General features: G+C 70.7%; 24 protein-coding genes and 2 pseudogenes. 11 read left to right on the top strand and 15 right to left on the bottom strand.

The features are described 5' to 3' along the window. Positions 1-83: 83 nt before the first annotated feature. Positions 84-320, top strand: a pseudogene (locus ACFV9O_RS10440) (DUF4277 domain-containing protein); the annotation flags it as partial. 45 nt (positions 321-365) lie between these two features. Here ACFV9O_RS10440 and ACFV9O_RS10435 read toward each other — a convergent pair. From ACFV9O_RS10435 to ACFV9O_RS10415, 5 genes and pseudogenes are all read right to left on the bottom strand, one after another. Then, positions 366-1,277 (bottom strand): annotated as a pseudogene (locus ACFV9O_RS10435) (cation diffusion facilitator family transporter); the annotation flags it as partial. A 120-nt stretch (positions 1,278-1,397) separates the two neighbouring features. After that, complete coding sequence (gene ligD, locus ACFV9O_RS10430; protein WP_385414983.1) at positions 1,398-2,300, bottom strand: non-homologous end-joining DNA ligase; 903 nt, start codon at positions 2,298-2,300, stop codon at positions 1,398-1,400. 65 nt (positions 2,301-2,365) lie between these two features. After that, the gene (locus ACFV9O_RS10425; RefSeq protein WP_385414980.1) at positions 2,366-4,207 is read right to left on the bottom strand and encodes a transketolase; all 1,842 of its coding nucleotides are present in this window, start codon (positions 4,205-4,207) and stop codon (positions 2,366-2,368) included. 1 nt (position 4,208) lies between these two features. Further along, positions 4,209-5,642 carry an NAD(P)/FAD-dependent oxidoreductase gene (locus ACFV9O_RS10420; RefSeq protein ID WP_385414977.1) on the bottom strand — a complete coding sequence of 478 codons (1,434 nt, stop codon included), beginning with the start codon at positions 5,640-5,642 and terminating at the stop codon, positions 4,209-4,211. A gap of 123 nt (positions 5,643-5,765) precedes the next feature. Further along, positions 5,766-6,386: an L-threonylcarbamoyladenylate synthase gene (locus ACFV9O_RS10415; protein ID WP_385414974.1), complete on the bottom strand. Its 621-nt coding sequence runs from the start codon at positions 6,384-6,386 to the stop codon at positions 5,766-5,768. A gap of 125 nt (positions 6,387-6,511) precedes the next feature. On the opposite strand from ACFV9O_RS10415, the gene ACFV9O_RS10410 reads away from it, so the two are divergent. Continuing rightward, positions 6,512-6,832, top strand: coding sequence for a hypothetical protein (locus ACFV9O_RS10410; RefSeq protein ID WP_385414971.1), 321 nt, complete (start codon positions 6,512-6,514; stop codon positions 6,830-6,832). On the opposite strand, the gene ACFV9O_RS10405 is transcribed toward ACFV9O_RS10410, so the two are convergent. Both ACFV9O_RS10405 and ACFV9O_RS10400 read right to left on the bottom strand, forming a co-directional pair. Beyond that, the gene (locus ACFV9O_RS10405; RefSeq protein WP_385414969.1) at positions 6,781-6,981 is read right to left on the bottom strand and encodes a hypothetical protein; all 201 of its coding nucleotides are present in this window, start codon (positions 6,979-6,981) and stop codon (positions 6,781-6,783) included. The two genes, ACFV9O_RS10410 and ACFV9O_RS10405, sit on opposite strands and share 52 nt — an antisense overlap. Before the next feature lie 146 nt (positions 6,982-7,127). Further along, positions 7,128-7,715, bottom strand: a complete 588-nt coding sequence (locus ACFV9O_RS10400; protein ID WP_385414966.1) for a TetR/AcrR family transcriptional regulator — start codon at positions 7,713-7,715, stop codon at positions 7,128-7,130. 194 nt (positions 7,716-7,909) lie between these two features. Between ACFV9O_RS10400 and ACFV9O_RS10395 the strand changes: the two genes are divergently transcribed. From ACFV9O_RS10395 to ACFV9O_RS10385, 3 genes are all read left to right on the top strand, one after another. Beyond that, a complete protein-coding gene (locus tag ACFV9O_RS10395) occupies positions 7,910-8,446 on the top strand; it encodes an MFS transporter (RefSeq protein ID WP_385414963.1) in 537 nt (178 codons plus the stop codon). 8 nt (positions 8,447-8,454) lie between these two features. After that, positions 8,455-9,510 carry an aldo/keto reductase gene (locus ACFV9O_RS10390; protein ID WP_385414960.1) on the top strand — a complete coding sequence of 352 codons (1,056 nt, stop codon included), beginning with the start codon at positions 8,455-8,457 and terminating at the stop codon, positions 9,508-9,510. A gap of 344 nt (positions 9,511-9,854) precedes the next feature. Continuing rightward, positions 9,855-13,643, top strand: a complete 3,789-nt coding sequence (locus ACFV9O_RS10385) for a S8 family serine peptidase (protein ID WP_385414958.1) — start codon at positions 9,855-9,857, stop codon at positions 13,641-13,643. Positions 13,644-13,775: 132 nt separating this feature from the next. Here the strand turns inward: ACFV9O_RS10385 and ACFV9O_RS10380 are convergent, their stop codons facing one another. From ACFV9O_RS10380 to ACFV9O_RS10360, 5 genes are all read right to left on the bottom strand, one after another. Continuing rightward, a complete protein-coding gene (locus ACFV9O_RS10380; RefSeq protein ID WP_385414955.1) occupies positions 13,776-14,777 on the bottom strand; it encodes a helix-turn-helix domain-containing protein in 1,002 nt (333 codons plus the stop codon). Between the two features lie 736 nt (positions 14,778-15,513). After that, positions 15,514-16,953, bottom strand: a complete 1,440-nt coding sequence (locus tag ACFV9O_RS10375; RefSeq protein ID WP_385414952.1) for a dihydrolipoyl dehydrogenase family protein — start codon at positions 16,951-16,953, stop codon at positions 15,514-15,516. Positions 16,954-17,060: 107 nt separating this feature from the next. Continuing rightward, positions 17,061-17,504: a VOC family protein gene (locus ACFV9O_RS10370; protein ID WP_385414998.1), complete on the bottom strand. Its 444-nt coding sequence runs from the start codon at positions 17,502-17,504 to the stop codon at positions 17,061-17,063. Positions 17,505-17,509: 5 nt separating this feature from the next. Then, positions 17,510-17,722 carry a hypothetical protein gene (locus ACFV9O_RS10365; protein WP_385414949.1) on the bottom strand — a complete coding sequence of 71 codons (213 nt, stop codon included), beginning with the start codon at positions 17,720-17,722 and terminating at the stop codon, positions 17,510-17,512. A 628-nt stretch (positions 17,723-18,350) separates the two neighbouring features. Beyond that, positions 18,351-18,902 (bottom strand): CGNR zinc finger domain-containing protein, encoded by a 552-nt coding sequence (locus tag ACFV9O_RS10360; protein ID WP_385414946.1) that lies wholly within the window; start codon positions 18,900-18,902, stop codon positions 18,351-18,353. A 116-nt stretch (positions 18,903-19,018) separates the two neighbouring features. Here ACFV9O_RS10360 and ACFV9O_RS10355 point away from each other — a divergent pair, with 116 nt between their 5' ends. Next, positions 19,019-19,195: a hypothetical protein gene (locus ACFV9O_RS10355; protein WP_385414943.1), complete on the top strand. Its 177-nt coding sequence runs from the start codon at positions 19,019-19,021 to the stop codon at positions 19,193-19,195. 220 nt (positions 19,196-19,415) lie between these two features. Here ACFV9O_RS10355 and ACFV9O_RS10350 read toward each other — a convergent pair whose 3' ends face one another. Together ACFV9O_RS10350 and ACFV9O_RS10345 are read right to left on the bottom strand one after the other, a co-directional pair. Then, positions 19,416-20,057: a hypothetical protein gene (locus ACFV9O_RS10350; protein ID WP_385414940.1), complete on the bottom strand. Its 642-nt coding sequence runs from the start codon at positions 20,055-20,057 to the stop codon at positions 19,416-19,418. A 260-nt stretch (positions 20,058-20,317) separates the two neighbouring features. Then, positions 20,318-20,770: a MarR family winged helix-turn-helix transcriptional regulator gene (locus ACFV9O_RS10345; protein WP_385414938.1), complete on the bottom strand. Its 453-nt coding sequence runs from the start codon at positions 20,768-20,770 to the stop codon at positions 20,318-20,320. Positions 20,771-20,990: 220 nt separating this feature from the next. Here ACFV9O_RS10345 and ACFV9O_RS10340 point away from each other — a divergent pair, with 220 nt between their 5' ends. Together ACFV9O_RS10340 and ACFV9O_RS10335 are read left to right on the top strand one after the other, a co-directional pair. Further along, the gene (locus tag ACFV9O_RS10340) at positions 20,991-22,034 is read left to right on the top strand and encodes a hypothetical protein (RefSeq protein ID WP_385414935.1); all 1,044 of its coding nucleotides are present in this window, start codon (positions 20,991-20,993) and stop codon (positions 22,032-22,034) included. Positions 22,035-22,278: 244 nt separating this feature from the next. Then, the gene (locus tag ACFV9O_RS10335) at positions 22,279-22,701 is read left to right on the top strand and encodes an organic hydroperoxide resistance protein (RefSeq protein ID WP_385414933.1); all 423 of its coding nucleotides are present in this window, start codon (positions 22,279-22,281) and stop codon (positions 22,699-22,701) included. A gap of 276 nt (positions 22,702-22,977) precedes the next feature. Here ACFV9O_RS10335 and ACFV9O_RS10330 read toward each other — a convergent pair whose 3' ends face one another. Next, positions 22,978-23,739 carry an SDR family NAD(P)-dependent oxidoreductase gene (locus ACFV9O_RS10330; RefSeq protein ID WP_385414930.1) on the bottom strand — a complete coding sequence of 254 codons (762 nt, stop codon included), beginning with the start codon at positions 23,737-23,739 and terminating at the stop codon, positions 22,978-22,980. A 50-nt stretch (positions 23,740-23,789) separates the two neighbouring features. Here ACFV9O_RS10330 and ACFV9O_RS10325 point away from each other — a divergent pair, with 50 nt between their 5' ends. The 3 genes from ACFV9O_RS10325 (at position 23,790) to ACFV9O_RS10315 (ending at position 25,763) form a co-directional block, all read left to right on the top strand. After that, entirely contained in the window at positions 23,790-23,918 is a 129-nt protein-coding gene (locus ACFV9O_RS10325) for a hypothetical protein (protein WP_385414927.1), read from the top strand. Between the two features lie 194 nt (positions 23,919-24,112). After that, positions 24,113-24,583 carry a GNAT family N-acetyltransferase gene (locus ACFV9O_RS10320; RefSeq protein ID WP_385414924.1) on the top strand — a complete coding sequence of 157 codons (471 nt, stop codon included), beginning with the start codon at positions 24,113-24,115 and terminating at the stop codon, positions 24,581-24,583. 367 nt (positions 24,584-24,950) lie between these two features. After that, positions 24,951-25,763 (top strand): SAM-dependent methyltransferase, encoded by an 813-nt coding sequence (locus ACFV9O_RS10315; protein ID WP_385414922.1) that lies wholly within the window; start codon positions 24,951-24,953, stop codon positions 25,761-25,763. Positions 25,764-25,854: the final 91 nt, after the last annotated feature.

The raw sequence follows: 25,854 nt of genomic DNA, 5'->3' as shown, positions 1-25,854 counted from the left end.
ACCCGTACTTCGCGGGTCGTTGATTCGTATGGTGTGACCGGTCCAGGGGTGTCCCTGGGCCGGGGTGTGGCGTTGGGTGGGGTGTGTCGAAGTCTTCCCGGTCCCCGCGGCCACGGTCTGTGCGTCAGCGTTTTGAAGTAGCGGTGACGTCCGTGGTGGAGAAGCGTCTGGGCGCTCTGCCTGTCGTTTCCGAGTTCACTCGTCGGCTGGATCTGGCCGGGATCGTCGATGCGGTGTGCCCCGGTGGCGCGAGTGCGCATGTGACGCACGGGCAGGTCATCGAGGCGCTGGTGGCCAACCGGCTGACCGCGCCCGCACCGTTGGTGCGGGTGGAGGATTGGGCCAGGTGCTGGGCGGTGGAGGAGGTCTTCGGGGTCGAGGAAGACCTGGTCGGCCTCGGGCCAGCGGTCCTCGACAGCCCGTTTGATCCGCTCGGAGACCTCTTCGACCTCCTCGCTGTCCAGCCCCGGCGCCAGATCGATCCTGGCCGCGACGAGCGCCGAGTCGAGCCCCAGACGCATCGTCAGCAGGGCCGCCACGTTGTCGATCTCCGCCTGGTCGTCCAGCATCGCGCGGATGGCCTCGTGCATCGCGGGGTCGACGGCGGCGCCGACGAGCAGATCGCGTGACTCGCGGCCCAGCCGGTAGGCGACGTACACCAGGAGCAGACCGATCGCCAGCGAGGCGGCCGCCTCCCACACCGCCCTCCCCGTGGCCAGATGCAGCCCCATGCCCGCCATCGCGAACAACACCCCGACCACGGCCGTGCTGTCCTCGGCGATCACCGTGCGATGTGCGGGATCGTGTGCCGCGCCGCCCTGCTTGCGGTACTGGTAGAGCGCGCGCACCAGGGACGTTCCCTCTGCGAGCAGCGCGACCCCGAGGACCGCGAGCCCGGCGGCGTAGTGCTCCCGGGAGACGGGCCTGTCGCCCTCGCGCAACGCCTCGAACGCCTGGAAGAACGAGAAGCAGCCGCCCATCACGAAGATGCCGACGGCGGCCAGCAGCGACCAGAACCACCGTTCCTTGCCGTAGCCGAAGGGATGGCGGCGGTCGGCGGGGCGGCGGCTGCGGCGCAGAGCGGCGAGCAGGAAGATCTCGTTGAGGCTGTCGGCGACGGAGTGCGCCGCCTCCGACAGCAGCGCGGGGGACGCCGCCAGGAGGCCCCCCACGGTCTTGGCGACGGCGATGACGAGATTCGCGGCCAGCGCGACGAGGACGGTCAGCCGGGTCTTCCTGTCGGATCGCGTCCTGTGCGCGCTCGTGTCACGATTCACGACGCATCACCGTATGCGCACGACAGGGCCTCGAGGGGCACGGTCACGCCCGCCCCGCCGGTGCGTCCCCCTCCTGTCCGCTCGTGCACCCGTGCCCGGCGCCCACCCGTCGCGGCCGCCTCACCGCATCGCGTCAAGCCGTCGCCTGGCGGGCCCCAGCTCCCTGCCCCGCCGCAGCACCCCTTCCCAGGGGTCCGCATCCGCCTGTTCGGCCGCGTCGGCGATGCTCCACCGGCGTGCCGTGACCTTCGGATCGTCCAGCTGGTCCCAGGCGATCGGCGTGGCGACCGGCGCGCCGGCGCGTGTCCGCACGGAGTACGGCGCCACGGCCGTCTGCGCATACCCGTTGCGCTGAACGTCCAGGTAGAGGCGGTCGCCGCGCGCCGCCTTCCGTACCTCGGTGGTCAGCCGGTCGGGATGGGCGGCGGCGAGCAACTCGGCCGTGTCCTTCGCGAAGTCCCGGACCTCGTCGAACGAACTGCGCCTGCTGAGCGGCACGATGACGTGCAGGCCCTTCGAACCGGTCGTCAGCAGCACGGACGGCAGCCTCAGTTCCCCGAGCAGTTCCCCGAGGTGCCGGGCGGCCTCCCGTACCGGCTCGAAGTCGTCCTCCGGGGGATCCAGGTCGAAGACCATCCGGTCCGGCAGGTCCGGCCGGTCGGCCTTCGACAGCCAGCGGTGCAGGGTGATGCACGCCTGGTCGGCGAGGTGGACGAGTGTCGCCGTGTCGTCGCAGACCGTGTGCGTGACCGTGCCGCCCTCCTTGGCCACCTCGGCGCGGTGCACCCAGTCGGGGTAGCTGTCGGGCGTGTCCTTCTGCATGAAGCCGGCCCCGTCGAGGCCGTCGGGGAGCCGCTCGAGCATGAGCGGCCGGCCGCGCAGGTGCGGCAGCATGTGCGGTGCGATCGCACGGTAGTAGTCGACGAGGTCGGCCTTGGTGAGGCCGTCGGCGGGGAACAGGACCTTTTCGGGCCGGTGGACCTCGACGGTGCGGCGACCGGCCCGCACGGTTGTGGTGCTCATGGCTCGCGACTACCCGAGCCGTCGTCCGGTAGACACCGCCGGGCGGGGCGGGTACAGCGGGTCCATCAGTGCACGACCCTCTCCACGAGCAGCTTCACCGCCGCCGCGATCGCCTCGGCGTCGATGCCGGAGGCGTGCAACTGCTCTCCCGGCGTCGCCGATGCCGGCATGCTGCGCACGGCCAGCCGGGCGAGCCGCGGCATGGGACGGCCGTCCGAGAACGCGTCCGCCACGGCGTCGCCGATGCCGCCCTCCGGATGGTGGTCCTCCACCGTGAGGATGCATCCCGTCGCCCCGGCCGCGTCGTTGAGCGTGTCCACGTCCACCGGCTTCACCGAGTACAGGTCGACGACCCGGACCGGGATCCCGTCCGCGGCGAGCGCGTCCGCGGCGCGCAGCGCCTCGTGGACCGTGATACCGGCCGCCACGACCGTCGCCCGGTCGTGGTCGCTGCGGAGCAGCACCTTGCTGCCGCCGACCGGGAACGCCTCGTCGGGGCCGTAGATGACGGGTGCCTCGCCGCGGGTCGTCCGCAGGTACCGCACACCGTCCAGATCCGCCATGGCCGCGACCAGCCGTGCCGTCTGGTTGGCGTCGCACGGGTACAGGACCGTCGACCCGTGGACGGCGCGGAACATGGCCAGATCCTCCAGGCCCATCTGGGAAGGGCCGTCCTGGCCGATCGAAACGCCCGCGTGCGAGCCCACGAGATTGATCCCGGCCCGGCTCACCGACGCCATGCGGATGAAGTCATGGGCCCGGGTGAGGAACGCGGCGAAGCTCGACGCGTACGGGACCCAGCCGCATGCCTGGAGGCCGACCGCCGCGGCGACGAGCTGCTGCTCGGCGATGTAGCACTCGAAGAACCGGTCCGGGTGTTCCTTCTTGAAGTACTCCGTCCGGGTGGAGTCGCTGACCTCGCCGTCGAGCGCGACCACGTCGCCGCGTGCCGAGCCGAGCGCCGCGAGGGCGTGCCCGTAGGCGTTGCGGGTGGCCTCCTCCGTGCCGGTGTCGTAACGCGGCAGCTCGAGCCGGCCCGTGCCCTCGGCGCGCTGTGCCCGCACGGTCGGCGGTGACTGCACCTCGGTCCGGACGAACCGGGGGCCGCCGAGCTCCTCGATCGCCGCGTCCGCGTCCGGCAGCGGTTTGCCGTGCTTGCCCTCCTGGTCCTCCACGGCGGCCACGCCCCGGCCCTTGAAGGTGGCCGCGATGACCGCGGTCGGCCGGTCCTGCACCTGGGCCGCCTCGGTGAACGCCTTGTCCACGGCCTCGACGTCGTGGCCGTCGACCTCGAGCGTGTGCCAGCCGAACGCCCGCAGACGCCGTGCGTACGCGTCGAGATCGTGGCCGTGCCGGGTGGGCCCGCGCTGCCCGAGCCTGTTGACGTCGATGACCAGCGTCAGATGGTCCAGTTGCTCGAACGCGGCGTGCTCGACGGCCTCCCAGACCGATCCCTCGGCCATCTCGCTGTCGCCGGACAGCACCCACACCCGGTACGGGATCCGGTCGAGGCGCTTGCCGGCGAGCGCCATGCCGACGCCGACCGGCAGCCCCTGGCCGAGCGAGCCGGTCGCGACGTCCACCCAGGGCAGCGTCGGCGTGGGATGCCCTTCGAGACGGCTGCCGAGCCGGCGGAACGTCAGCAGCTCCTCGTCGTCGATGGCGCCCGCGGCCTTGTACAGCGCGTACAGCAGCGGCGACGCGTGTCCCTTGGAGAAGATGAGGTGGTCGTTCGCGGGGTTGCCGGGATCGTCGAAGTCATAGCGCAGGTGGTGGGCGAGCAGCACGGCCGCGAGGTCGGCGGCCGACATGGACGACGTCGGGTGCCCCGAGCCCGCCGCGTCGGCGGCACGGACCGAGTCCACCCGCAATTGCTGTCCCAGTTCCGCCAGTTCTTCGTATCGCATGTCACTCCTTGGGCGCCGGGCCCGGGGTCCGGGCGAGTTCGGGCGAGGCCGTGTCCAGCGGCACGGACCAGGAGCGGACCAGACCGAGCTGCACGGCCTGGCGCGGCAGTGCCGCGTCGAGCAGCCAGTCGGCCGCCACCCGCACGCGGTTGCCCGGCATCGCCGCGAGGTGGTAGCCGCGGGTGACTGCACCGGCGAGCGGCCCGGACAGCGGTACGCCCAGCGGGTTCGCCGCCGCCTGCACGCCACCGAGGTCCACGGCGAATCCCAGGTCGTGGTGCCGGTACGGACGTGCCTCGCCGTGTCCGAGGGACGCGGCGACGTTGCGGGCGGCGACGTCGCCCTGACGGGTGGCGTGCTGCGCGGTCATGGGGGTCAGTTCGAAGCCGTCGCCGCCGTCGTGGCCCTGATCTCCGTGGTCGCCGTTCGCGGCGAGGGGCCGGGTCAGGTCCGGCACGGCGGCGGCGTCCCCGCAGGCGAACACCTCGGGGTGACCCGGCACATCGAGCCGTGGCGTGACACGCAGCCGGCCGCGTTCGACGGGCAGGCCGAGCTCGGCGACGAGCGGATCGGGCCGCACGCCGACGCACCAGACCAGCGTCCTGGTGGCGACGAACTCGCCGTCGTCCAGCAGCACTCCGTCCGGAGTGGCTTCCTTGACGGACGTACCGGTGCGCACCTCCACGCCGCGGCTGCGCAGTACCCGGTCAGCGGTCTCGGACAGCCGTCGGTCGAGTCCGGGAAGCACGCGGGGCGCGACGTCGAGAAGCAGCCACCGCGGTCGCGTGGCCGGTGAGCGCCAGACCGTGCCGTGGGACGCTGCCGGCCGGGCCATCTGGGCGTGGAGCGCGTCCGTGAACAATTTGCCCTGGGCGGCGACCTCGGTCCCCGTGTATCCCGCGCCCACCACCACGAACGTGCACTGTGCCGCGCACTCGCCCGGGTCGCCCGCGGACGCCGCCAGTTCGGTCTGCCGGATGATGTGGTCGCGCAGGTACAGCGCTTCGGGCAGCCCGCGGAAGCCGTGGGCGTACTCGCTCACGCCGGGCACGGGCAGGAGCTTGTTCACGCTGCCGACCGCGAGCACGAGCCGGTCGTACGTCAGCTCCTCACGGCGGCCCTCCGCGTCCGTGTAGTGCACTCGGCGCCCCGGCAGATCGACGTGTGTCGCCTCGCCGAGTACGAGCCGCACCCGAGGGAGGGTGTGCACCAGCGACACGGTCACCCTTCGTGGCTCCAGGATTCCGGCGGACACCTGAGGCAGCAGGGGCAGATACAGAAAGTAGTCGGTCGGGTTGAGCAGGACGATCTCCACCCGCTCCACCCGTTCCCGGGCAAGCATCCGGGAGAGGGTCCGCGCGGCCCGGTGGCCGGCAAACCCGCCTCCCGCGATGACGACCCGGCGCACGGAGTCCTGGTGCGGCTTCCGTGCCATGTCTTCGGCCTGCACGACGAATCGCCTCCCGTGTGGCAGGGACATGCGAAAAACGGGACGAATGCTCCGGGTGCCCGCCCAACGCCGTCGTAAACCCAGCCTCCCGCCGTCGAACCGCCGCGGCTACTCGAACCGCGTGGTGTCGCCCGCCCCCCGGCGTACGATCTCCGGTTCGCCGCCGGAGAAGTCGATGACCGTGGTCGGCTCGGTGCCGCAGTCGCCCGAGTCGACCACCACGTCCACCACGTGTTCGAGCCGGTCCTTGATCTCCCAGCCCTGCGTCATCGGCTCGTCGTCGCCGGGCAGCAGCAGGGTGCTGGAGAGCAGCGGCTCGCCGAGCTCGGCGACCAGGGCCTGGGCGACCACATGGTCGGGAATCCTGACGCCGACGGTCTTCTTCTTCGGGTGCAGCAGCTGGCGGGGCACTTCCTTCGTCGCGGGGAGGATGAAGGTGTAACTGCCGGGCGTTGCCGCCTTGATCGCGCGGAACACGTCGTTGTCGACGTACACGAACTGTCCCAGCTGCGCGAAGTTCTGACACACCAGCGTGAAGTGGTGACGATCGTCGAGGTTCCGGATGGTCCGGATCCGGTCGATGCCGTCGCGGCTGCCCAGCTGGCAACCCAGCGCGAAACAGGAGTCCGTCGGGTACACGACGAGCCCTCCGGACCGGATGCTGTCGGCCACGCTGCTGATGATGCGCCGCTGAGGATTCTCGGGGTGCACGTCGAAATACTTCGCCATCCGGCGAGTCTAGGTGATCAGGACAGCCGCGCCCGGTTGCCCGGGACGGCACCGCCCGGTCGAGTGCATCCCGGGCGGTGCCGTCCCGGGCGTCGGATGCATCCCGGGCGTCGGACGACGATCGCGTGCGGGGTCAGTCGACCGTCGCGCCGGGACAGGCGCACCGCCTCGGTGCCGAGTTGGGCCTGTACCCGGCGCAGCACGGTGTCGTCGACGCGGCGTTCGTCACGGAGTCCGACGACGGTGGCGCGATTGCGGGCGAGCAGGGCGAGGCGCGGCACGGTGACGACGCGATGGTCCTGCTCGACATGGCCGCGCAGGAGGAGTCCCCGGCGCCGGCCTCCCCCAGGCCCTGTCCGGTCGATCAGGCCCGGCAAGATCGGCCGGACAGGGCCTACGGCTGGATGAACACCTTCAGTGCCTCACGGCCGGCCATCGCGCGGTAGCCCTCCGGCACGTCCTCCAGCAGAAGCCGCCGGCCAGGAAGCCGTGGCCGAGGGGCGCCCCACGGCACGAAGCCGTCGGCCGGCTCCCGGATCACCGGCAGGATCTCCTCCTCCGGGTCACGGGCCCACAGCGCGTACTCCATCTGCACCCGGCGAGCGGGTGCACCGCATGGGCGCGGCGGGCGTGCCGGGTCCGGCCTCCGAAAGGCCGAGGTGGCGGACCAGCCCTCGGCGACCTTCCCGGCCATGGCCCGCCGGGGATACGGCCAGGCTCCTCGCGGGGCACCTGTCGAGGTCAGGCCGTGGCGGCGTCGACCAGCTGGACAGCGAGGGCCCGGGCGCAGCGGCCGGCGTCGGCGTTGTTGAGCGCGGTGCTGCGGGCGACGGCGCCGTCGTGGACGAGGGCGAGCTGTTCGCCGAGCGCTTCGGGGTCGCGGGCGCCGGCCTGCCGGGCGAGGCCGGTGAGGCGGCGGGCGAATTCGGTCTTGTGCGCGGCGGCCAGCCGGTGGACCGGGTGGTCGGGGTCGGGGACCTCCACCGAGGCGTTCAGGAAGGGGCATCCGCGCAGCGGGACGGACGGGTCCTTCGGCGACCACTCGAACACGGCGAGCAGTTGGTCGCGTGCGTCCGACGCGGTGAGGTCCGGGGAGATCTCGGGGGGCAGGAGCCCGTCCCCCAGTTGCTGCAGGTAGGCGTGGACGAGATCGTCCTTTCCGGCGAAGTGCAGGTACAGCGTGCGCTTGGACACCCCGGCGGTCGTCGTCAGCTGTTCCATACCGGTCGCGTTGATGCCCTGGGCGGTGAACAGCTCGGTCGCGGTCTCGAGGATCCGCTCCCGGGCACCGCGACCGCGGCGCCGCCGTACGGGGGATGGCTCGGTCATGCAGTGAATGGTACCGATCGTTTTACTTAAGCGGAAATCCCTGTTACGGTCCCGCTTAAGTACACCGATCGGTTTTCTCCGTGGGTGAGGCCGCCGATGCCCTCACCGGAAGAGCCGGACCGAGCAGGCTCCGTGCCGCTCACGACTCGAGCCCTCGACGGGCACGCCCCCCATGACCTGCTGGAGACCCCTTCATGACCCCATCACCCTGGGTGCGGTCCCCGGCCGCTCGCCCGCGGCCGCGGCACCCACCCCTGTCCCCACTCGCGCGCCCGGTCCCCCCTCGCCGCGGGAGGGACCATGGACTACGCGACGGACGTCCTGCCCGGCCGGCCGGCGGCGTCGGTGTCGGACTGGCGCTGCCGACGATGATCTCCTCGGCCACCGACGGCCTCCCCAAGGACAGGGCCGCCACCGGCAGCGCGATCGTCACCATGGCCGGCCAGGTCGGCGCGGTGATCGGCGTCAGCGGCCTGGTCGTCGTCCTCGCAGCGGGCGTGTCCCCCAAGGACCGCCAGGCGTTCTCCCTGGCCTGGTGGATCTCCGCCGGCGTGGTGGCCCTCAGCGCGCTCGCCGCGCTGGGCATCACCCCACCGCCACCGGGCGGCGGCGGGCGCCGGAAGCCCCGTCCACGACCACTCGGAGGGCCCAACGACGCACCAGGCCGACGACCACGACATGGATCCCCTCACCAAGCGAAACAGCAACGTCAGCGAAGCAGCAAGATCTAGGAGTACTGATGCGTTACACGACCTTCGGCCGGCGGACGGGACTGCGTGTCTCCGAGTACGCCCTCGGCACCGGCAACTTCGGCACCGCCTGGGGTGCCGGCGCCGACCCGGACGAGTCGCGCCGTATGTTCGACACGTTCGCCGAAGCCGGTGGCACCTTCGTCGACACCGCGGACAACTACCAGTTCGGCGAGTCGGAGAAGCTCCTGGGACAGTTCCTCGCCGCGGACCGGGACCACTTCGTCCTGGCGAGCAAGTTCACCAACTCCGCCACGCCGCAGCCGGACATCTCCAAGACCGGCAACAGCCGGAAGAACATGATCCACTCGCTGGAGGCGAGCCTCGAGCGCCTCGGCACCGACTACATCGACCTGTACTGGATCCACTTCCCCGACGACCTGACCCCGATGGAGGAGATCCTGCGGGGCATCGACGACCTGGTGAGCTCGGGCAAGATCCTGCACGCCGCGCTGTCCAACTTCCCCGCCTGGCGCGTCTCCCGGGCCGCCACCCTGGCGGACCTCAAGAACTGGGCACCGGTCGCCGGCATCCAGATCGAGTACAGCCTCGTGGAACGCACGGCCGACCGCGAGCTGCTGCCGATGGCCGAGAGCCTCGGGCTGGGCGCCGCCCTGTGGTCCCCGCTCGGCGGCGGCCTGCTGACCGGCAAGTACCGGGGCAGCGCCGCCGGCCGGCTCAGCGACCTGAAGACGCTCGTGCACACCGAGTCCGACGAGCGGAAGACCGCGGTCGTCGACACCGTCCTGGCGATCGCGAAGGAGACCGGCGCGACTCCGGCACAGGTCTCGGTGGCCTGGGTCCGCGAGCGCGCCGCCCGCGCCGCGACCTCGTTCGTCCCCATCATCGGGCCGCGCAACGTCGCCCAGCTCGACGACTACCTCGGCGCCCTCGACGTCGCACTCACCCCGGAGCAGTTCACGCGGCTGTCCGAGGTCAGCGCGGTGCCGCTCGGCGTGCCGCACGAGGTGAACGCCGGTGTCCTGGACAGGGTCCGTGGCGGTGACGCCGGCCGGGTGATCGCCCCGGCACAGCCGGTGGCCTGAGCCGGACGCGGCAACGGGCGCGGCTCCGTATCGTCCTGGCATCCCCTGGGGCGGCGCGGAGCCGCGCCGCCCTGCGCGAACCGGCCGCGCCCCCGACGATCCGGCTGAGCAGGCCGCAGAAGCGGTGCCCGAGGAGGCATGACCTCTTCACCCCCGCGACCGCACCGGCACGGCCGGGCCGACGGGGCGACGCCGTCGCGCGCCGTTCGCCTCCTGGACCGGCGATCAATGGGCGTGTCGTAAAGGTGACTTGGCGCAGGCTGGACAGGCGCAGGTGCTGACGGGCCGCGCCGTCGGCGCCACGCTTTCGCTCCATGAGATCATCGAACAGACGGTGGCGGCCGGTGACCTCCGCACCGCTCCACCGCTCGGTGGCCGTCGCCTCCTTCGCGGCCGTCCTGGTGGGCATGGCCGTACCCGGCGTCGCCCAGCAGCCCGAACCGGTCAAAGCCTCGGGTGCATCGCGACCGTCCGTCCACACGGTCACGCTGATCACGGGAGACCGTGTCACGGTGAGCCGCTACGCGGACGGCCGCCAGGTGGCCAGTGTCCATCCGGCCCATGGACGGGAGGGCGGCGGCTTCAGCACCCGTGAGATCGACGGCCGGATCCACGTCACGCCGCTCCGCGCCGTCCCGTACGTCTCGTCCGGGCAGTTGGACGCCGCGCTCTTCGACGTCACGGGCCTGATCGAGCAGGGCTACGACGACTCCCACACCAAGAAGCTGCCGCTGCTGCTGCGTTACAGCGCGTCGGCCCGTCCGTCCGCGCGTCAGGCCCCGGCGGGCGTGGAGCGCCGACGGGTGCTCAACAGCGTCGACGGCATGGCGGTCGACGCCGCGAAGGGCGAGCTGGACCACTTCTGGGACACCGTCAGCGGCGCTGCGGACAAGGCCTCGCGGAGCGCGGGTGCCCGCGTCGCGCAGGAGGCGCAGACCGTCCCGACCGCACCGAGCCTGGCCGGTGGCCTCAAGAAGATCTGGCTCGACCGGCGGGTGCGCGTCTCGCTGGACCGCAGCGTGCCGCAGGTGGGCGCCCCGGAGGTCTGGAAGACCGGGGTGACCGGCAAGGGCGTCAAGGTCGCGGTGCTGGACACCGGCGTCGACGCCACCCACCCCGATCTCGCGGGCCGGCTGGGCGAGACGCGCAACTTCAGCGCGAGCGACAGCACCCGCGACCTCGTCGGCCACGGAACGCACGTGGCGGCGACGATCGCGGGGTCGGGCGCCGCGGCGAACGGCACCCGCAAGGGCGTCGCGCCCGACGCCGAGCTGGTCATCGGCAAGGTGCTGGACGACTCCGGTTCCGGTTCGTACTCCGACGTCCTGGCCGGCATGGAGTGGGCGGCCCACTCGGGCGCCCGGGTCGTCAACATGAGCCTCGGCGGTCCGGCGGCGGACGACGATCCGCTGGTCACCGCGGTGGAGGAGCTGACGGCGGAGACCGGAGCCCTGTTCGTCGTCGCGGCGGGCAACGAGGGTCCCGGCACGCAGACGGTCGGCTCGCCGGGCACGGCCCCGAGCGCCCTGACCGTCGGCGCCGTCGACCGGGACGACTCGCTCGCCGACTTCTCCAGCCGCGGCCCCGTCGGTGCGAACGACGCGGTCAAGCCCGATCTGACGGCGCCGGGCGTCGGCATCCTCGCGGCGCGAGCGGCGGGCACGGCGATGGGGAACCCGGAGAACGACCTCTACACCGCCGCGTCCGGGACATCGATGGCCACCCCGCATGTCGCCGGCGCGGCCGCGCTGCTGGTGCAGCGCCACCCGGACTGGACTCCCCAGGCCGTCAAGAACGCGCTCGTCGGCTCGGCGAAGGTGGTCGCGGGTCAGGGCGTGGACGAGCAGGGCGGCGGCCGGATGGACGTGGCCGCGGCGTTCGGACGCAGCGTCGTCGCCTCCGGGAACGTGGACCTCGGCGTGCTCGGACCCGATGGCGACAGTGCGACGAAGGACGTCGCGTACACCAACGTCTCCACGCAGCCGGTCCGGCTGGCGCTGTCGCTGGAGATGAAGGACGCCGACGGCTCGCCGGCGCCCGCCGGCGTCTTCACGGCCGGCTCGTCGTCGGTCACCGTCGCCGCGGGCGAGACCGTGCGGGTCCCGGTTTCGGCGCGTACGGCGGACACGGCCAAGGGCCGCTGGTCCGGCTATCTGACGGCGGTGCCGGATGACGGTACGGCCGCCGTGCACACCACCGTCGCCACGACGGTCCGGGGCATCATGCGCACGCTGACGATGCACTTCGTCGACCGCGAAGGGCGCCCCGCTGTCGTGCCGGCGCTGGAGATGTACGGCTCCGACCAGCGCTACGACGTGCTGGGCTTCATCGCTCCGTGGATGAAGGGCATGGCCCGGGTGACGCTCCCCGAGGACACGTACTTCCTCAAGGCCCTGGTGCCGGGGGACGACGTCAAGGGCTGGCAGCTCACCAACGTGATGCGACCCGAGCTGAAGCTCGACTCCGACATGGAGCTGACCTTCGACGCCCGTACGGCGAAGCCCATCCAGGTCCGTACGCCCAAGGCGACCGAGCAGCAGGGGATGATCCACTTCGGCGCGTACCGGGCCTTCGGGTCCCGGAAGATCGCCAGTACGACCATCGATTTCGACTCGGTCCGCACGGTGTTCGCCACGCCGACCACCAAGCCCGCGAAGGGAAGCTTCGAGTTCTACTCCCGGTGGCGGATGGTCGCGCCCCGGCTGACGGCCCGGATACAGGGGTCCGAGGCCCCCGAGCTTAACCCCGTGCTGTTCAACAACTCCCCCGCCGTGGACGGCACACGCAAACTCCCGGTCGTCTTCGCCGACCCGGAGTCGCTGCCCGGCAAGGACCTGCGCGGCAAGGCCGTGCTGATGCGCACCTCCGGGGGGTTCCCCGACCAGGTGGCGGCCGTGGCGAAGACCGGGGCCGCGGCACTGCTGATCATCAACGAGTTCGCGGGGCCGGTGTGGAAGCCGTGGAACCCGACGGGCGAACGCGACCCGATGATCACCATGCACGTGCCGCAGGAGCAGGGTGAGGCGCTCGTGGCATGGCTGAAGGGCCGGCCGACGGTGACGCTCGAGCTCTCGGGCACCTCGTCCAGCCCTTATCTCTACGACCTGGTGCTGGTCGAGAAGGACGCCGTGCGGAACCGACTGTCCTACGCTGTGGACACGTCCGCAACGGCGACGGTGGAGTCCCGCTATCACCGCCCCGGAGCCGAGGCGTGGTCCAGCGAGCAGCGTTTCGCCTGGCGCCCTTGGCAGGGGACGTCGTTCGTGCTGGACCACCAGTCCTTCGTGAAGCTCGCGTCCACCCGGGTCGAGACGGTCACCGCAGGCGACACGCTGTGGCAGGAAAGGGTCACGCACACGTCCCCGTGGAACACCATGTTCTCCCTCAGTGGCGGGATGACGGGCGGTGTGCACCAGTACACCGCCGGTCAGCAGCTGAGCGAGGACTGGTACGGGTCGGTGGTCCGCCCGACCGCACCGGTCGGGAACCCCGGCTTCCGCTCGGTCCGCAACGGCGACACCTTCGCCGTGCGGCTCGCGGAGGTGACCGACGGCGACGGGCGGCACTACGGCTTCGCCGGTGACGACCCGACCGATCAGGTGCGCACCCGCCTGTACCGCGACGGCACGCAGGTCGCGGACCAGTCCAGGCCGTGGGGCAACTTCCCGGCCGCGCCGGGCGAGGGCTCCTACCGGCTGCACCTGGAGACGGCCCGGAACTCGCCCGCCTGGACCTTCTCGACGAGGACCGACACGTCGTGGTCCTTCCGGTCCGCCCCGCCTGCGGCCGGCCAGGAGGCGCTGCTGCCGCTGGTGCTGCTCGACTACGACGTCCCGGTGAACACCCTCAACCAGGTGGACGGTTCGTCGTCGCCCACGCTGATGGTGACGGCGCGTCACCAGGACGGCTGGACGGGTGCGCGTATCACGGGCATGCGCGTCCGGGCGTCGGTGGACGACGGTGCGCACTGGTCGTCCGTGCGCGTCTCCCCGAGCGGGAACGGCACGTACGAGGTGCGGCTGGACCGTGCCCTGATGCGTCACGCGGACTTCGTGTCCCTGCGCGTCGAGGCCTGGGACGGCGCTGGCAACGCGGTCGAGCAGACGGTGGTCCGCGCGTTCGGCGTGCGCTAGCCGAGGGACCCGGACGGTGTGTGGTGACGCGATCACCCGCGTGGGGGTGGGGATCGCGGCACCGTCCGGAAGGAGGTGCGGCCGGTGGAGCACCGGCCGCACCTTCGCACGTTCGCCGTCAGGTCCTCCCGGTCAGATCCAGTTGCGCCGCGCGGCCTGCCAGCCGAGCTGCATCCGGGTCGCGACGCCGGCGAGGTTCATCATGCCCTGGATGCGCCGCTGGACGGTGCGCTTGCTGACGCCGAGCTGCCCGGCGATCGATTCATCGGTGAGGCCCGCGACCATCAGCGACAGCAGATGCTGGTCCTCGGGAGTGAGCGAGGCGGAGTCGGCCCGCAGACCGGTCTCGCCGATCCGGCCCTCCTCGGTCACCCGCAGCGGCACCCCGACCTCCCAGTAGCGCTCGAAGAGGGCGACGAGCGCCTCCACGAGGCTGCTGCCGCGAATGACGGCCGCCGTCACTTCGTGCGGGTTGCCCGCCGGGCCGGCGGGTGCGAGCGGGCAGATGGCCAGGCGACGGTCGGCGATCGCCATCCGCAGCGGCAGCGTCGGCACGGCGCGGGCGATCTCCCCATCCCGCACGGCCCTGACTACGTTGTCCACGGCGCCGGAGTCGTTGAAGAACGCCTGCTCGTACAGGACGCGGTAGCCGACTCCGCGGGCCAGGGCATCGAACTCGGCCTGGTTCGTCCCCGACGGCATCGCGACGTACTGCGCCTTGCAGAACCACAGGAGTTCGTGGCGGGCGCCTTCCTGGACCTGCTCAAGCCGCTGCCGCAGCGCCGCGGCGCCGGTGACCAGCTCGATCACCTCGCCCGCACCGCGGGTCCAGGCGCTGCGGCGGTAGGTCTCCATGAGGTCGGCGACGGCGGCGCGGGCCTTGTCGAGGTCGTCGGCGCGGCGTTCGAGCCGCGGGAGAAGGGTCACATAGGGCGGGTTGGCCGCGAAGCGTCCCGGCGATCCCTCCACACCGCGGGCCAGGCCCTTCTCCTCCAGGGCGACGAGCAGGCGCTGCGTGGTCGCCTCCTCCAGGCCCGTCGTGGCGGACACCTCCCGCGCCGCCGCCGTGACGGCAGCAAGGAGCGCGCGGTACACGTCGGTCTCCGCAGCAGAAAGACCCACCGTCTCCAGCATGCTGCCCTTCTCCCATCTCCGCGCCGACACATCGGCGCACATCCTCACTCACCCCCGGGTGTTTCGACAACGCGGACCGGCGCACCATTCCCGCTGGGCAGGGGAACTTCCACCGCGGGAACGACGGAGGACGAGCCCTCCTCGTTCGGCACGCCGCCCGGGGCGCAGGTGGTTGATCAGGTAGGTGCTCATGAAAGCCCTCCAGCCCTGGAGGATTATGAACATAATCTAAGTGGCCGGGAAAGCGTGAATTGGATGACTGGCACGATGTAAAGGGACGTCCGGGTGCTACGAGCACGGCCGGAGGAAGGGAGCACGCTGCTGAGCAGGGCGTCACGCGCCGACGCGGCGAAGCACCGCGAGGAAGTGGTGACGGCAAACACGGGTCTCGCCGCCGACGCCGCCCGCGCGTCGGCCGAGAGTCCGTTGCGGCCAGGGGTGCGCGAGACCCTCGAACGGCTCACGGAGGACCCTCCGGCCAGGGGCAGGAGGAAGGGCGGCGGCGCGCGATCGAGGATCTCGCCGCCTTGGTGGGCGCCCTCGCCATGGCGCGGGCGACTGCGGACGACCATGTGTCGGACGAGATACTGCGGGTCGTGCGGGAGGCCCTGGAAGGACGCGCCTAGGCACCTGTCGGCCCACTCGGCCGGCTGCCGCGGCAGCCGGCGCGGAGGCGAGTCCGGCCCGCCCTGCTGCCCTTGCTGTCCCGCTGCCCTTCCTGCCCTGCCGCCCTCGCCTACCCGCGGTGGGTCTCGAGCAGTCGCAGCCAGACTTCGCTGACCGTCGGGAAAGCGGGGACGGCGTGCCACAGCCGTTCGACGGGCACCTCGCTGATGACCGCAATGGTTGCGGAGTGCAGAAGCTCTCCGACGCCGGGACCGACGAAGGTGACGCCGGCCACGGTACCGCGGTCCAGGTCGACCACCATGCGGGCCTTCCCGCGATATCCCTCCGCGTACTGGACCGCACCGGCCACGCGGCCGATGTCGTAGTCCACCACCTTGACCCGGCGCCCGGCCCGTTCCGCCTCCCGCACGGTCAGGCCGACGGACGCGACCTCGGGGTCGGTGAAGACCACCTGCGGCACAGCCTCGCTGTCGGCGGTCGCGACGTGTGCGCCCCACCTGCTTTCGTCGACCGGTTCGCCGTTGACGCGAGCTCCGATCACGGCACCCGCGATCCGGGCCTGGTACTTGCCCTGATGCGTCATCAGGACGCGGTGATTGACATCGCCGACGGCGTAGAGCCATCCGTCCTCGGCGGCGCCGACGCGGAAGGTATCGTCGACGGTCAGCCAGTCGCCCGGGGTGAGCCCGATGGTCTCCAGGCCGATGTCTCCGGTACGCGGCGCCCGTCCGATCGCGAACAGGATCTCGTCGGCGGCCAGTTGCTCGCCGTCCGACAGCGTGATGCGCACCTCGCCGTCGGGCCCGTCCTCCCGCGCCACAGACGTGACGGAGGTCCCGAAGCGCACGTCGACGCCCGCCTCGCGCAACGCGTCCGCGACCATCTCCCCGGCGAACGGCTCCATCCGCGGAAGCAGACCGCTGCCCCGGACCAGCATGGTCACCTCGGCGCCGAGCGCACGCCAGGCGGTGGCCATTTCGACGGCCACGACGCCCCCGCCTACCACGGCGAGGCGACCGGGCACCGCATCGGCACTGGTGGCCTCACGGCTGGTCCAATGACGAACGTCGTCGAGATGCGGCAGGTCGGGCAGCGCCGCACCGGTGCCGGTGCAGACGGCGACAGCGTGCCGGGCGCTGAGTCGTACGGTCCCGCCGTCGGGGGTGCTCACCACGACCTGGCGGGGACCGTCGAGGCGGCCATGGCCGCGTACGAGGTCGACGGATACCGAGTTCAGCCAGTCGACCTGGTCGTCGTCCTGCCAGTGATTGACGATGTCGTCGCGGTGCGCAAGGACCGCGGCCACGTCCAGCGGCCCGGCCACCGCCTGCCTGAGTCCCGGCACGCGGCGCGCGTCGGCGCGTGCCAGAACCGGCCGGAGCAGCGCCTTGCTGGGCTCGCACGCCCAGAACGAACACTCGCCACCGAGCAGCTCGCTCTCCACGATCACCGTGCTGAGCCCCGCGGCGCTGGTCCTGTCGGCCACGTTCTCGCCGACGGGGCCCGCGCCGATGACGACGACGTCGTACGGGCGGGAGGTGTCGTTCACTACTGCTCCTACGTCTCTTTCAGGTTCGGCGGGCTTGTGTCACGGGGGTGGCGGGGGCTACCGCCTCACCCGGTGACGGCGGATCGACGGGCAGGGCGGCCGTCGGGTCACCGTCCGGGAAGCCGGGTCGTCACTTCCTGGAGCACCCACTCGTTGCCGTCCGGGTCACTGAACGCGGCGAACGAGCCGTAGCTCTGGCGCTCCGGCTGGGGGCCGCCGACCCGCCCCTCTTTCCCGGCGCGATGGAAGACACCGCCGGCGTCGTGGAACACCTCGCCCACGTCGACGCCTCGCTCGACGAGGTCGGCTCGGGCCGCCTCGATGTCGGTGACGATCAGATGCAGACCCTGGACCGAGCCCGGCGCGGCGGTTGTCACGCCGTCACCGAAGAGGATCGAGCACTGTGATCCGGGGGGCGTCAGGTGCACCACCCGGAAGTCGTCGGGGCCGGAGTAGTCGACATCCAGCCGGAAGCCCAGGCCCTCGTAGAAGCGCTTGGCGCGGTCGACGTCGGAGACCGGCAGTACGAGGACTTCGAGCTTCAGGTCCATTGTCGTCATCGCCTTCCATGAATTTTCGGGTGAACCGAGTCACCTGTTTGACCGGTGACGAGCATGGCATTGCCGAGCGTCACCTTCAAGTAGGTGACGAATGAACTGGGCGCGGCGACCTCGTCCCGTCCTGTCGGCGGCGGCGGCGGCGGCGGCGGGTTCAACGAGGCCGCCGCACACAGGCGGGCGTCGTTGCACGACGAGGCGAAGGTCCGCAAGGCCAGGGCACCTCCAAGCGTCAGGGCTGTGGACGCCCGCGGCACGGCAGAAGAATCTTCGCGGGTGACGGCCCAGGGCCGCCCCCTCAGGCGTCCAGTCCTTCGCGCGTCCAGCCGCTCACGTACGCGGAGACGACCGGCGCTGCGGCCAAGCCGGCGTACCCGGCGCCCGACTGCGGATTGCCCCGATCGCTGATCGCATCGGACTCACCTGCCTGTCACTCGTCAATCGGATGTCGGCTTGTGGACTGCCTGGCGAGCGAGGGCGAGGCGATGCACCGCCGAGCCCACAGGGCGCGCCGGCGCACCGATGGTTGCCGCTCGTTGCCGCGCGGCTCATAGCCCGCTGAACGCTCACAAAAGTGCGGCAACGACACGATAGACAGCGACCCCGCCACGAGTCGCCCAGGCGCGCGAGCGCAGCGCACGCCGATCGGATCGATGACGACGGGCGGCCGGGCACCGGTGTTACGGCGCTCACCCAGTCGGAGATCCGGGGCGACCCGGTTTGGAGTCGAAGTCGATCAGCGCGGGATTGGGTGACCAAGGGCGCACGAGGTCGTGGCCGGCTCGCCGCCACGAGGGTCGAACTCGTCGACCTCGTCCTCTCCCGCGGGCGCCCGGCCCCTTAAACCGCCTGGCCGGCGCGCTTGCGGGCGCGGTAGGCCGCAGCCTTGATCTTGTTGCCGCACGGGTCCATGGCACACCACTCTCGGCGCGATCCACGTGAACGATCGATGAAGACCTGCGCGCACTCGGGATTCGCGCACTCCTTGAGCAGCCGCGCTTCCGGTCCGCTCACGATGTCGATGGCATCCCGGGCCACACAGGAGAGCGCCTGCTCGGGGGTGGCTTCGATCCGTCGCCCCTCCGGGGTGAGCTGCGGGGTTACGGAGGGCGTGCGTGCTGCACGATTCACGAGCGCGAGCGCATGCTCGTCGTAGCTCCCGTCCGCCATCCGCGCAATGACGAGCGCATAGATCGCCTCCCGAAGAGCAATCGCCGCCTCGACGTCGAACGGCTGACAGTTCGCGTCCTCGTCGGTGATTCCGCATTCGCGGAACCAGGAGTCGAGACTCTCCGGCGACCCGAGCATTTCCCGGGGCGCGGAGCGGCGCCGTGCGCGCAGCGTTCCTACGAAGTCGAGCGCCGGTGTGCCGCAAGGGAAGGCGTGTTCCATGTCACCAGCTTGACAGGTGACGAACAAATATGCAACCTTCATCACCAGTTGAAGTAGTGACGTATGGCAAGCGAACGTCGCCTAACTTCTGCTCGATCAAGCGAAGGAGCGACCCCATGTCGCACAAGGACACTGCTTCGAGCGCCGCCGAGGCGGCACGACGCGCCCGCTTCGGCAGACTGCCGAAGCGAATCCGCCTGGAGGACACGGTCGAAGGGCACGCGGCCACGGTGCCGGATCCGGACAGAGACGCGTACAACTACGACGAGTGGCTCGTTCGCGTGTGCCTGTGACACGAGCCTTCGCCCAGCACCCACACCGAGGCCTGTTCCGCCGCGCCGGCGCTGACTTTGCCCCGGCGCCGCCCGATCGCCCGAAGGAACCCGCACACCTCGCCCCACCGAGGTACGCACCCGCGTCGAGCACGTCTTCGTCCGTATGAAGAGCCGCAAGATCCTCCGCGGCCGCCGCTCGCAAAGGTGACGCTCCGCGTCCGATCACTGGTCAGCACGCTTACGACTTCGGTGCGGCGGCCGACACCGGTAGGGCCAAGGCGCGCGCGAGGGCGGCGGTGACCGGAGCGGCGTGATCGGGCAGGTGCCGGGCCGCCCAGGCGCCGGCCACCTGGATGAAGTCGGTCATGTCACGCTCCGCATCGGAGAGCAGACGACGCAGCTCGGTGACAGACAGCTCGATCACGGGACTGCCGTCCTGCTCAGCGTCCACGGTCGATCGGACCGTGCTGCCGAGGCGTTCGGCCAGTGGGGACGGGTCATGACCGAAGGTAGCCCAACCATCGCCGTCGACGACCTCATCCCAGTCGCGCCACTCCTCCAAGCCGTTGCAGCAACCCGGCAGCAGGGTGATGCCGGTGGCGGTGTCAGCCATCCGCAGGCCCCCGGACGCGAAGGGGACAGTCCTGGTGAGCAGCCCGTGCAGGAGCACCCCCAGTGGGTCGGCAGGCCGCGCAGATCGGTCGTCGTCATCGGGGTCGAAGTCGTTGCATGCGGCGATGGACAGAACCGCCGTGCCCACCTCCGCCGGGCCGAGCGCGCCGCCGAGCGCCAGGAAGCTGTACGGCCTCAGCTCGGCAACCGGCCAGAGGGTGAAGCCGTCGCGGGCCTGAACCTCCAGGACGGGCTGCAGAACGATCACCCGGGGAGTGTGCATCACGCCTCACCCGCCCAGCATCCCGATTACCCTGCTCCATCCCGTGCGCGGGGCCGACGATTTCGCGAGCAATGCTGTCCATGCGGAGACGCATGCCTCACACCGCGTTCGAGATCCTACTCAGCGGGTGACTGCGCAGTTCGCGCGGCCGAACGGAGTCTGGTGCCGCCTGCGAGTAAGCCCCGGTTCGGCCGCGAGCCCCTCCACTCCCCCGCCCCAGCCCGTCGCCCCAACCAGCAACCGCCCTACTCGGCCCATGGCTGGAAGCCGGCATGGAGGACGCTTTCGAGGCATGCCCGTAGTTGGGCTGCCTTGTCGACTCCGAAGCCCTCCTCGAACTGGGCTTGCACGGCTTTCCACAGCGGTAGCGCCGCCTTCATCCGGGAGAGGCCGTCCGGCGTGATCGTGACGATCCGCGCGCGGCGGTCGGCTGCCGATGGCTCGACGGCCACCAGGCCCTCCCGCGCGAGCGGCTTGAGGTTCGTGGCCAGCGTCGTGCGGTCCATGGCAATCATGTCGGCGAGGGCGGTGATGGTCATTTCTCCGTGGGCGCCGAGGTGCTGCAGGATGCTGAACTGCGTCATGCGAAGACCGGCCGGGGCCAGGGCCTTGTCGTACGTCGCACTGAGGTACCGGGCCGCTTTGCGCAGTGCAAGGTTGTTGCAGGTGTCGGCGAGGTTCGTCGGCGCAGGGGTCATGATCTCCTCCAGAACTTCCCGGAAGCAATGAGAGTATATGCTCCTAAACACGGAAGGACATCCGTCCCCAGCAGCGGAGCGACAGGACCGGAGCCGCGGCAAACCCTGGACCCAGCCTTGCCATCCTGTCAGATAGGAGCATATGCTCTTATCTCCCGGTGGCGGCGTGCTGCCCCCTCTTGGCCCTTCGTGCGTCATATCCCGATCAGAAAGCCTCGCCATGACAACACCGACCGGATCCATTTCCGTGCGTGAGCAGTCGCCCTCCGCCGCGGCCGAGCCATCCTCCAGGCTCAGCCAGGGCGACCGCCGGCCGCCGGTGAGGGCCTGGCTCCAGCCGACTCTGATCGCCCTGATCGTCGTCGCGGCCTTCATCGGCTGCTACGTCGGCCTGCAGCGCGACCCCCAGCCCCATCAGGTCCCCATCGCCGTCACCGGACCGGACCTGCCGGGCGAGATACACCAGGCTCTCGGCGACGCCGTCGAGGTCCAGCCGGCCGCCGACGCCGAGACAGCGCGCCACGCGCTGGAGCGCCACGATGTCGTGGCCGCGCTCAGCACCGACAGCACGGGCCGACTGCACCTGCAGATCGCAGGAGCGGCCGGCACGTCCACGACATCGGCCGTGAACAACCTCGTCAGCGCCTACGCCCACGGTGCGGGCAAGCACGTCACCACCGAGGACGTCGTCCCCCTGGCCCGCTTCGACGCCCGGGGACTGGCCGGGTTCTACATGGCCTTCGGCGTGACACTGGCCGGTTTCGTCCTCGGCTCGAACGCTCTCGGCCTGGCCGGTGTCCTGCACCTGCGTCACCGGTTCCGGCTGCTGGCCGGCGCCTCCGTGGCCATCGGCACCGTCGCAGCGATCATCGCAGGCCCCGTCCTGGAAGCGGTCCCGGCCCCGCTCGCCCCGCTGATCCTCACCCTCACCCTCCTGGCAGCCGCGGCAGCCTTCACCACCAAACTTCTCGGCACCTACATCGGCCCGGTCGGAGTCCCGGTCGCCACCCTTTTGCTCCTCACCGTCGGCAACGCCACCAGCGGCGCCACCATTGGCGCCGATCTGCTGCCCGCCTCGGCCCGAGCCATCTCCGCACTACTGCCGCCGGGCGCTGCCGTACGCGCCACCACCGACCTGAGCTACTTCAACGGCGCGCACGCAGCGGGCCCTGTGATCACGCTCGCCCTGTGGGCCGCCATCGCTGCGCTCCTGCTCGGCCTGCACCCTCGCCTGATGCGGCGTCGCACCGCAGCCGCCGCCTGACCGCGACCCCACACGGGAGGACGAGGAGCCCGCGGCGGCCGACCGTACGTCACCCAGGCCGCTTGCTCACTGCCCCCACCCCGTTCCCGTCGTCACCATCTTGACAGGTGATGATCGGACTGCGAGTATCCAGTCACCTCCTGAACAGGTGACCCAGCGAGGTTCCCACGCCGAGGTCCCACGCCGAGGTGCTTTCTCGACTTACGAGACTCGTAACGTTCCGACTTACCTATAAGGACAAGCAATGCCGAACAGCTACACCGCCGTTGTGAACGTCACCGGTGAAGGCCGCAACGGTGGCCGCGTACAGTCCGACGACCGCCTGCTGGAGACCACCCTTTCCCTCCCCAAGGAGCTCGGCGGGGCCGGCACGGCCACGAACCCCGAGCAGCTTTTCGCCGCGGGCTGGGCCTCCTGCTTCCTCGGCGCCGTCCGTCGCGCCGCCGCCGACCGCAAGGTCAAGCTGACCAGCACCGAGATCAACGCTGAGATCACCCTCAACCACAACGATGGTGAGTTCTCCCTCGCCGCCGTCCTCAACCTCGAACTCGGCGGCGTCGACCAGGACAAGGCCACCGAGCTCGCCAACGCCGCCCACCAGCTCTGCCCCTACTCGAAGGCCACGCGCGGCAATATCCCCGTCACCATCAACGCCACTGCCGTCTGACCGACCGAGAACCGGCCGACCCCGAACCGGCCCCTCCAGCGGCAGGTCCCGCAATCCCGGCTGCGTCCCCGCGAAGTGCGGTGCGGGGACGGAGTGCGGGGCCTGCCTCCACACACCAGGCCCGAGACTTGGACCCCTCCTACACAGAGGCGCCGGTTCCAGAGCTCTCAAAACGCCTGGCCATGACCCGACGCCGAAGCCAGGACCCTGCGCCTTGCTCCGATCCTTCACGGCCTGAGAGCGGCCGTCCCTGCAGCGTTGCGCCTCTGTCCGACGTCAGTCGACGTTCGCGCCCGCTGTCAGGTTGAGCACGGTCGCGGACATCGCGGCCGCGTCGTCCGACGCCACGAACGCCGCCGCGCCGGCGACCTCCGCGAGCGTCGGCAGGCGCTTCAGGACGGTCATGTCCTTGAGGAAGCCGCGGAAGTCGTCCAGCGGCATCGGTAGATCGTGCGCGTCGAGGGTGTCGTCGATACGGTGCGAGCGCAGGCACACGACGCGTACGCCCTGCGCGCCGAGTTCGGCGGCGAGCGTGCGGCTGAGGGCCTCGACCGCGGCGCATGCCACGCCGAACCCGCCGGTGCCGGCGACGGCCAGCCGTGCGGTCGAGGCGGACAGCGTGATGACCGTGCCGCGTCCACGCCGGACCATGTGGCGGGCGGCCGCGACCGATGTGATCAGTTGGGAGGAGGTCCACGCCGACACCGGCGCCAGGACGTCGGCGACCGGCAGGTCCAACAGCGCCACCCCCTGCACGGCGTCCACACCGACCGCGTTGAGTACGACGTCGATACCGCCCGAGCGCTGGGCGACGTCGGCGACATGGTCGGCCACCTCCGCCTCGACGGACGCGTCGACCCGGGCGGCATACGCCACCCCGCCGGCGGCGTTGATGTCCTCGGCGACCGCCTCGACACCGGCGACGGTCCGGCCACTGAGGTGGACGACGGCACCCTCGGCGGCGAAACGGCGGGCGACCGCCCCACCGACGGCCCCGCCGGCGCCGAAGATCATCGCCACCTTGCCGTCGAGCAGCATGCCGGTGCCTCCTGCGTCCCTGTTGGCGTGATGCTAGCTCTCGCCACTTGATGTTCCGCCACCACACGCGGTTCCCGGTCGTCGTCGCCCTCGCACGGTGGGGCGTCCGGGGGATCTGCACCGGCACGGCGCTTTTCGTGCACGACACCTGCGATACGAAGGTCGAGCACCACTTCTGAGGTGCCCGCTGTACCGCCGAGGTTGCAACGACCGACATGGAGGTCCGCCGGTGCAGCGCCGACGAACGCGAAGCCCTCGACGCGCGGCGCGGCAACGGGCCCTGATTCCGGGCCTGCAGTTCCGCCGATCATGAGAAAGTCATCATCCTTCGAACCCACTTCCGTAAGTGACGCAACTGCCATAGGGTCATTACATGTTGCGTGTGCGGAAGGCAATGGAGGACGACGTCCCGGATCTCGTGCGCCTGCGGACGTTGCTGTTCGAGACCCTCGGCGGCGACTTCTTCAACCCCTCATCCACAGACGGCGACTGGCAGGACGCCCTTGCCGCAGTGCTGAAGGAGCAGTTGACAGCGGACGGCGTGCGGATCCTCGTCGTGGACGGCGACAAGGCTCTCGCCTCCTGTGGCATCGGCACCATCGAGCAACGGCTGCCCGGCCCGCACCTGCTCAACGGCAGGATCGGACACGTGATCGGGGTGGTCACCGATCCGGCCCATCGACGCCGCGGACACAGCCGCGCGATCATGCAGGGGCTGCTCGACTGGTTCCGGGAACGTGACGTCGCCCGGGTGGATCTGTACGCCTCCCCCGACGGCGAACCGCTCTACCGTGCACTCGGCTTCGTCGACCACCCCGACCCCGCGCTGTACTGGCGTCCGTGACACGTGCCTGACGCCGGGGACTGCCGGGCACGAGTGGTCCTTGGAGTCCATGTGCGGGATCTGCCGAGAGGTCGGCGGACTCGGCAGCGATGTGGCTCCTCCCACTGCCCGGGCCCGGACGTGCAGTTCGTCGACACACTGCACGACGGTCCACATGGGCCCTGGGTTCCACGGCCGGGGACTCGCGTCTTTCCTGCGCCACGCGGGTTTCCCTGGGGCCGCTCCCTGGCCCGCTGTCCTTGCCAGTTGGCCGAAAGAAGGCCCTCCCGCAGGCGTGCTGTTCCAACCGCCTGCACCGCCTCCCCGGTGCTCCCTAGCATGTGCGTCCTACCCGACCAGAATTCCCATTGACGCGATTGAGGACTGGATGCAGAGCGAGTCGTGGAGCCCGGACGCCATCGACACCAAGATCCCCAGTGTGGCGCGCATGTACGACTTCTTCCTGGGGGGCAACGACAACTACCAGTCCGACCGCGATGCCTGCGAGCAGTTGCTGCAGCAGGTGCCCAGCACCAAGGTGCTGGCCGTCAACAACCGCCGCTTCCTGCAGCGTGTGGTGCGCACGCTGGCCGCCGACTACGGAATCCGTCAGTTCATCGACCACGGGTCGGGTCTGCCGACGCAGAACAACGTCCACCAGGTCGCCCAGGCCGTCGACCCGGCTTCGCGCGTGGTGTACGTCGACAACGACCCCATCGTGCTGGCGCACGGCCGGGCGCTGCTGGAGGAGAACGACCGCACCGCTGTCATCCAGGCCGACATGCGGGACACCGAAGGTATCTTCGGCCATGAGGAGACGAGCCGGCTGATCGACTTCACCCGTCCGGTCGCCGCACTGTTCGTCTCCGTACTGCATTGCATTCCGGACGAGGCCGATCCGGCCGGCCTCGTCCGGCGCGTCGCCGAACGTCTCGTACCCGGCAGCTTCCTGGTGGTCTGTCAGCTGGTCAGCGATCGGCCCGAGATCCGTAAGTTCGTCACGGACTTCATGGCGGAGGCCACCGGCGGTCACTGGGGCCGGGTTCGCGAGGAGCACGAAGTCACCGAGTACCTCAGGGGTCTGGAGATTCTGGAGCCGGGTCTGGTGGAGGTGTCCACCTGGCGGCCGGACACCGACCTCGCTCCCGTGCAGCAGACCGACGAGTGGATCGAATGGGGAGGCGTCGGCCGGCTCGTGTGAGCGGCCGGCCGGCGGCGTGCCGTTCGTCGCCGTACGCGCCGCGGGGGGGGGGGGGGTCCGTCCCAGGAAACGAAGAAGCCTTCCCCTTTGT

Source organism: Streptomyces sp. NPDC059909 (assembly GCF_042730885.1).
Lineage (GTDB): Bacteria > Actinomycetota > Actinomycetes > Streptomycetales > Streptomycetaceae > Streptomyces.
Note: the sequence above shows the minus strand (reverse complement) of the source record. Positions and strands in the feature narration are given on the sequence as shown.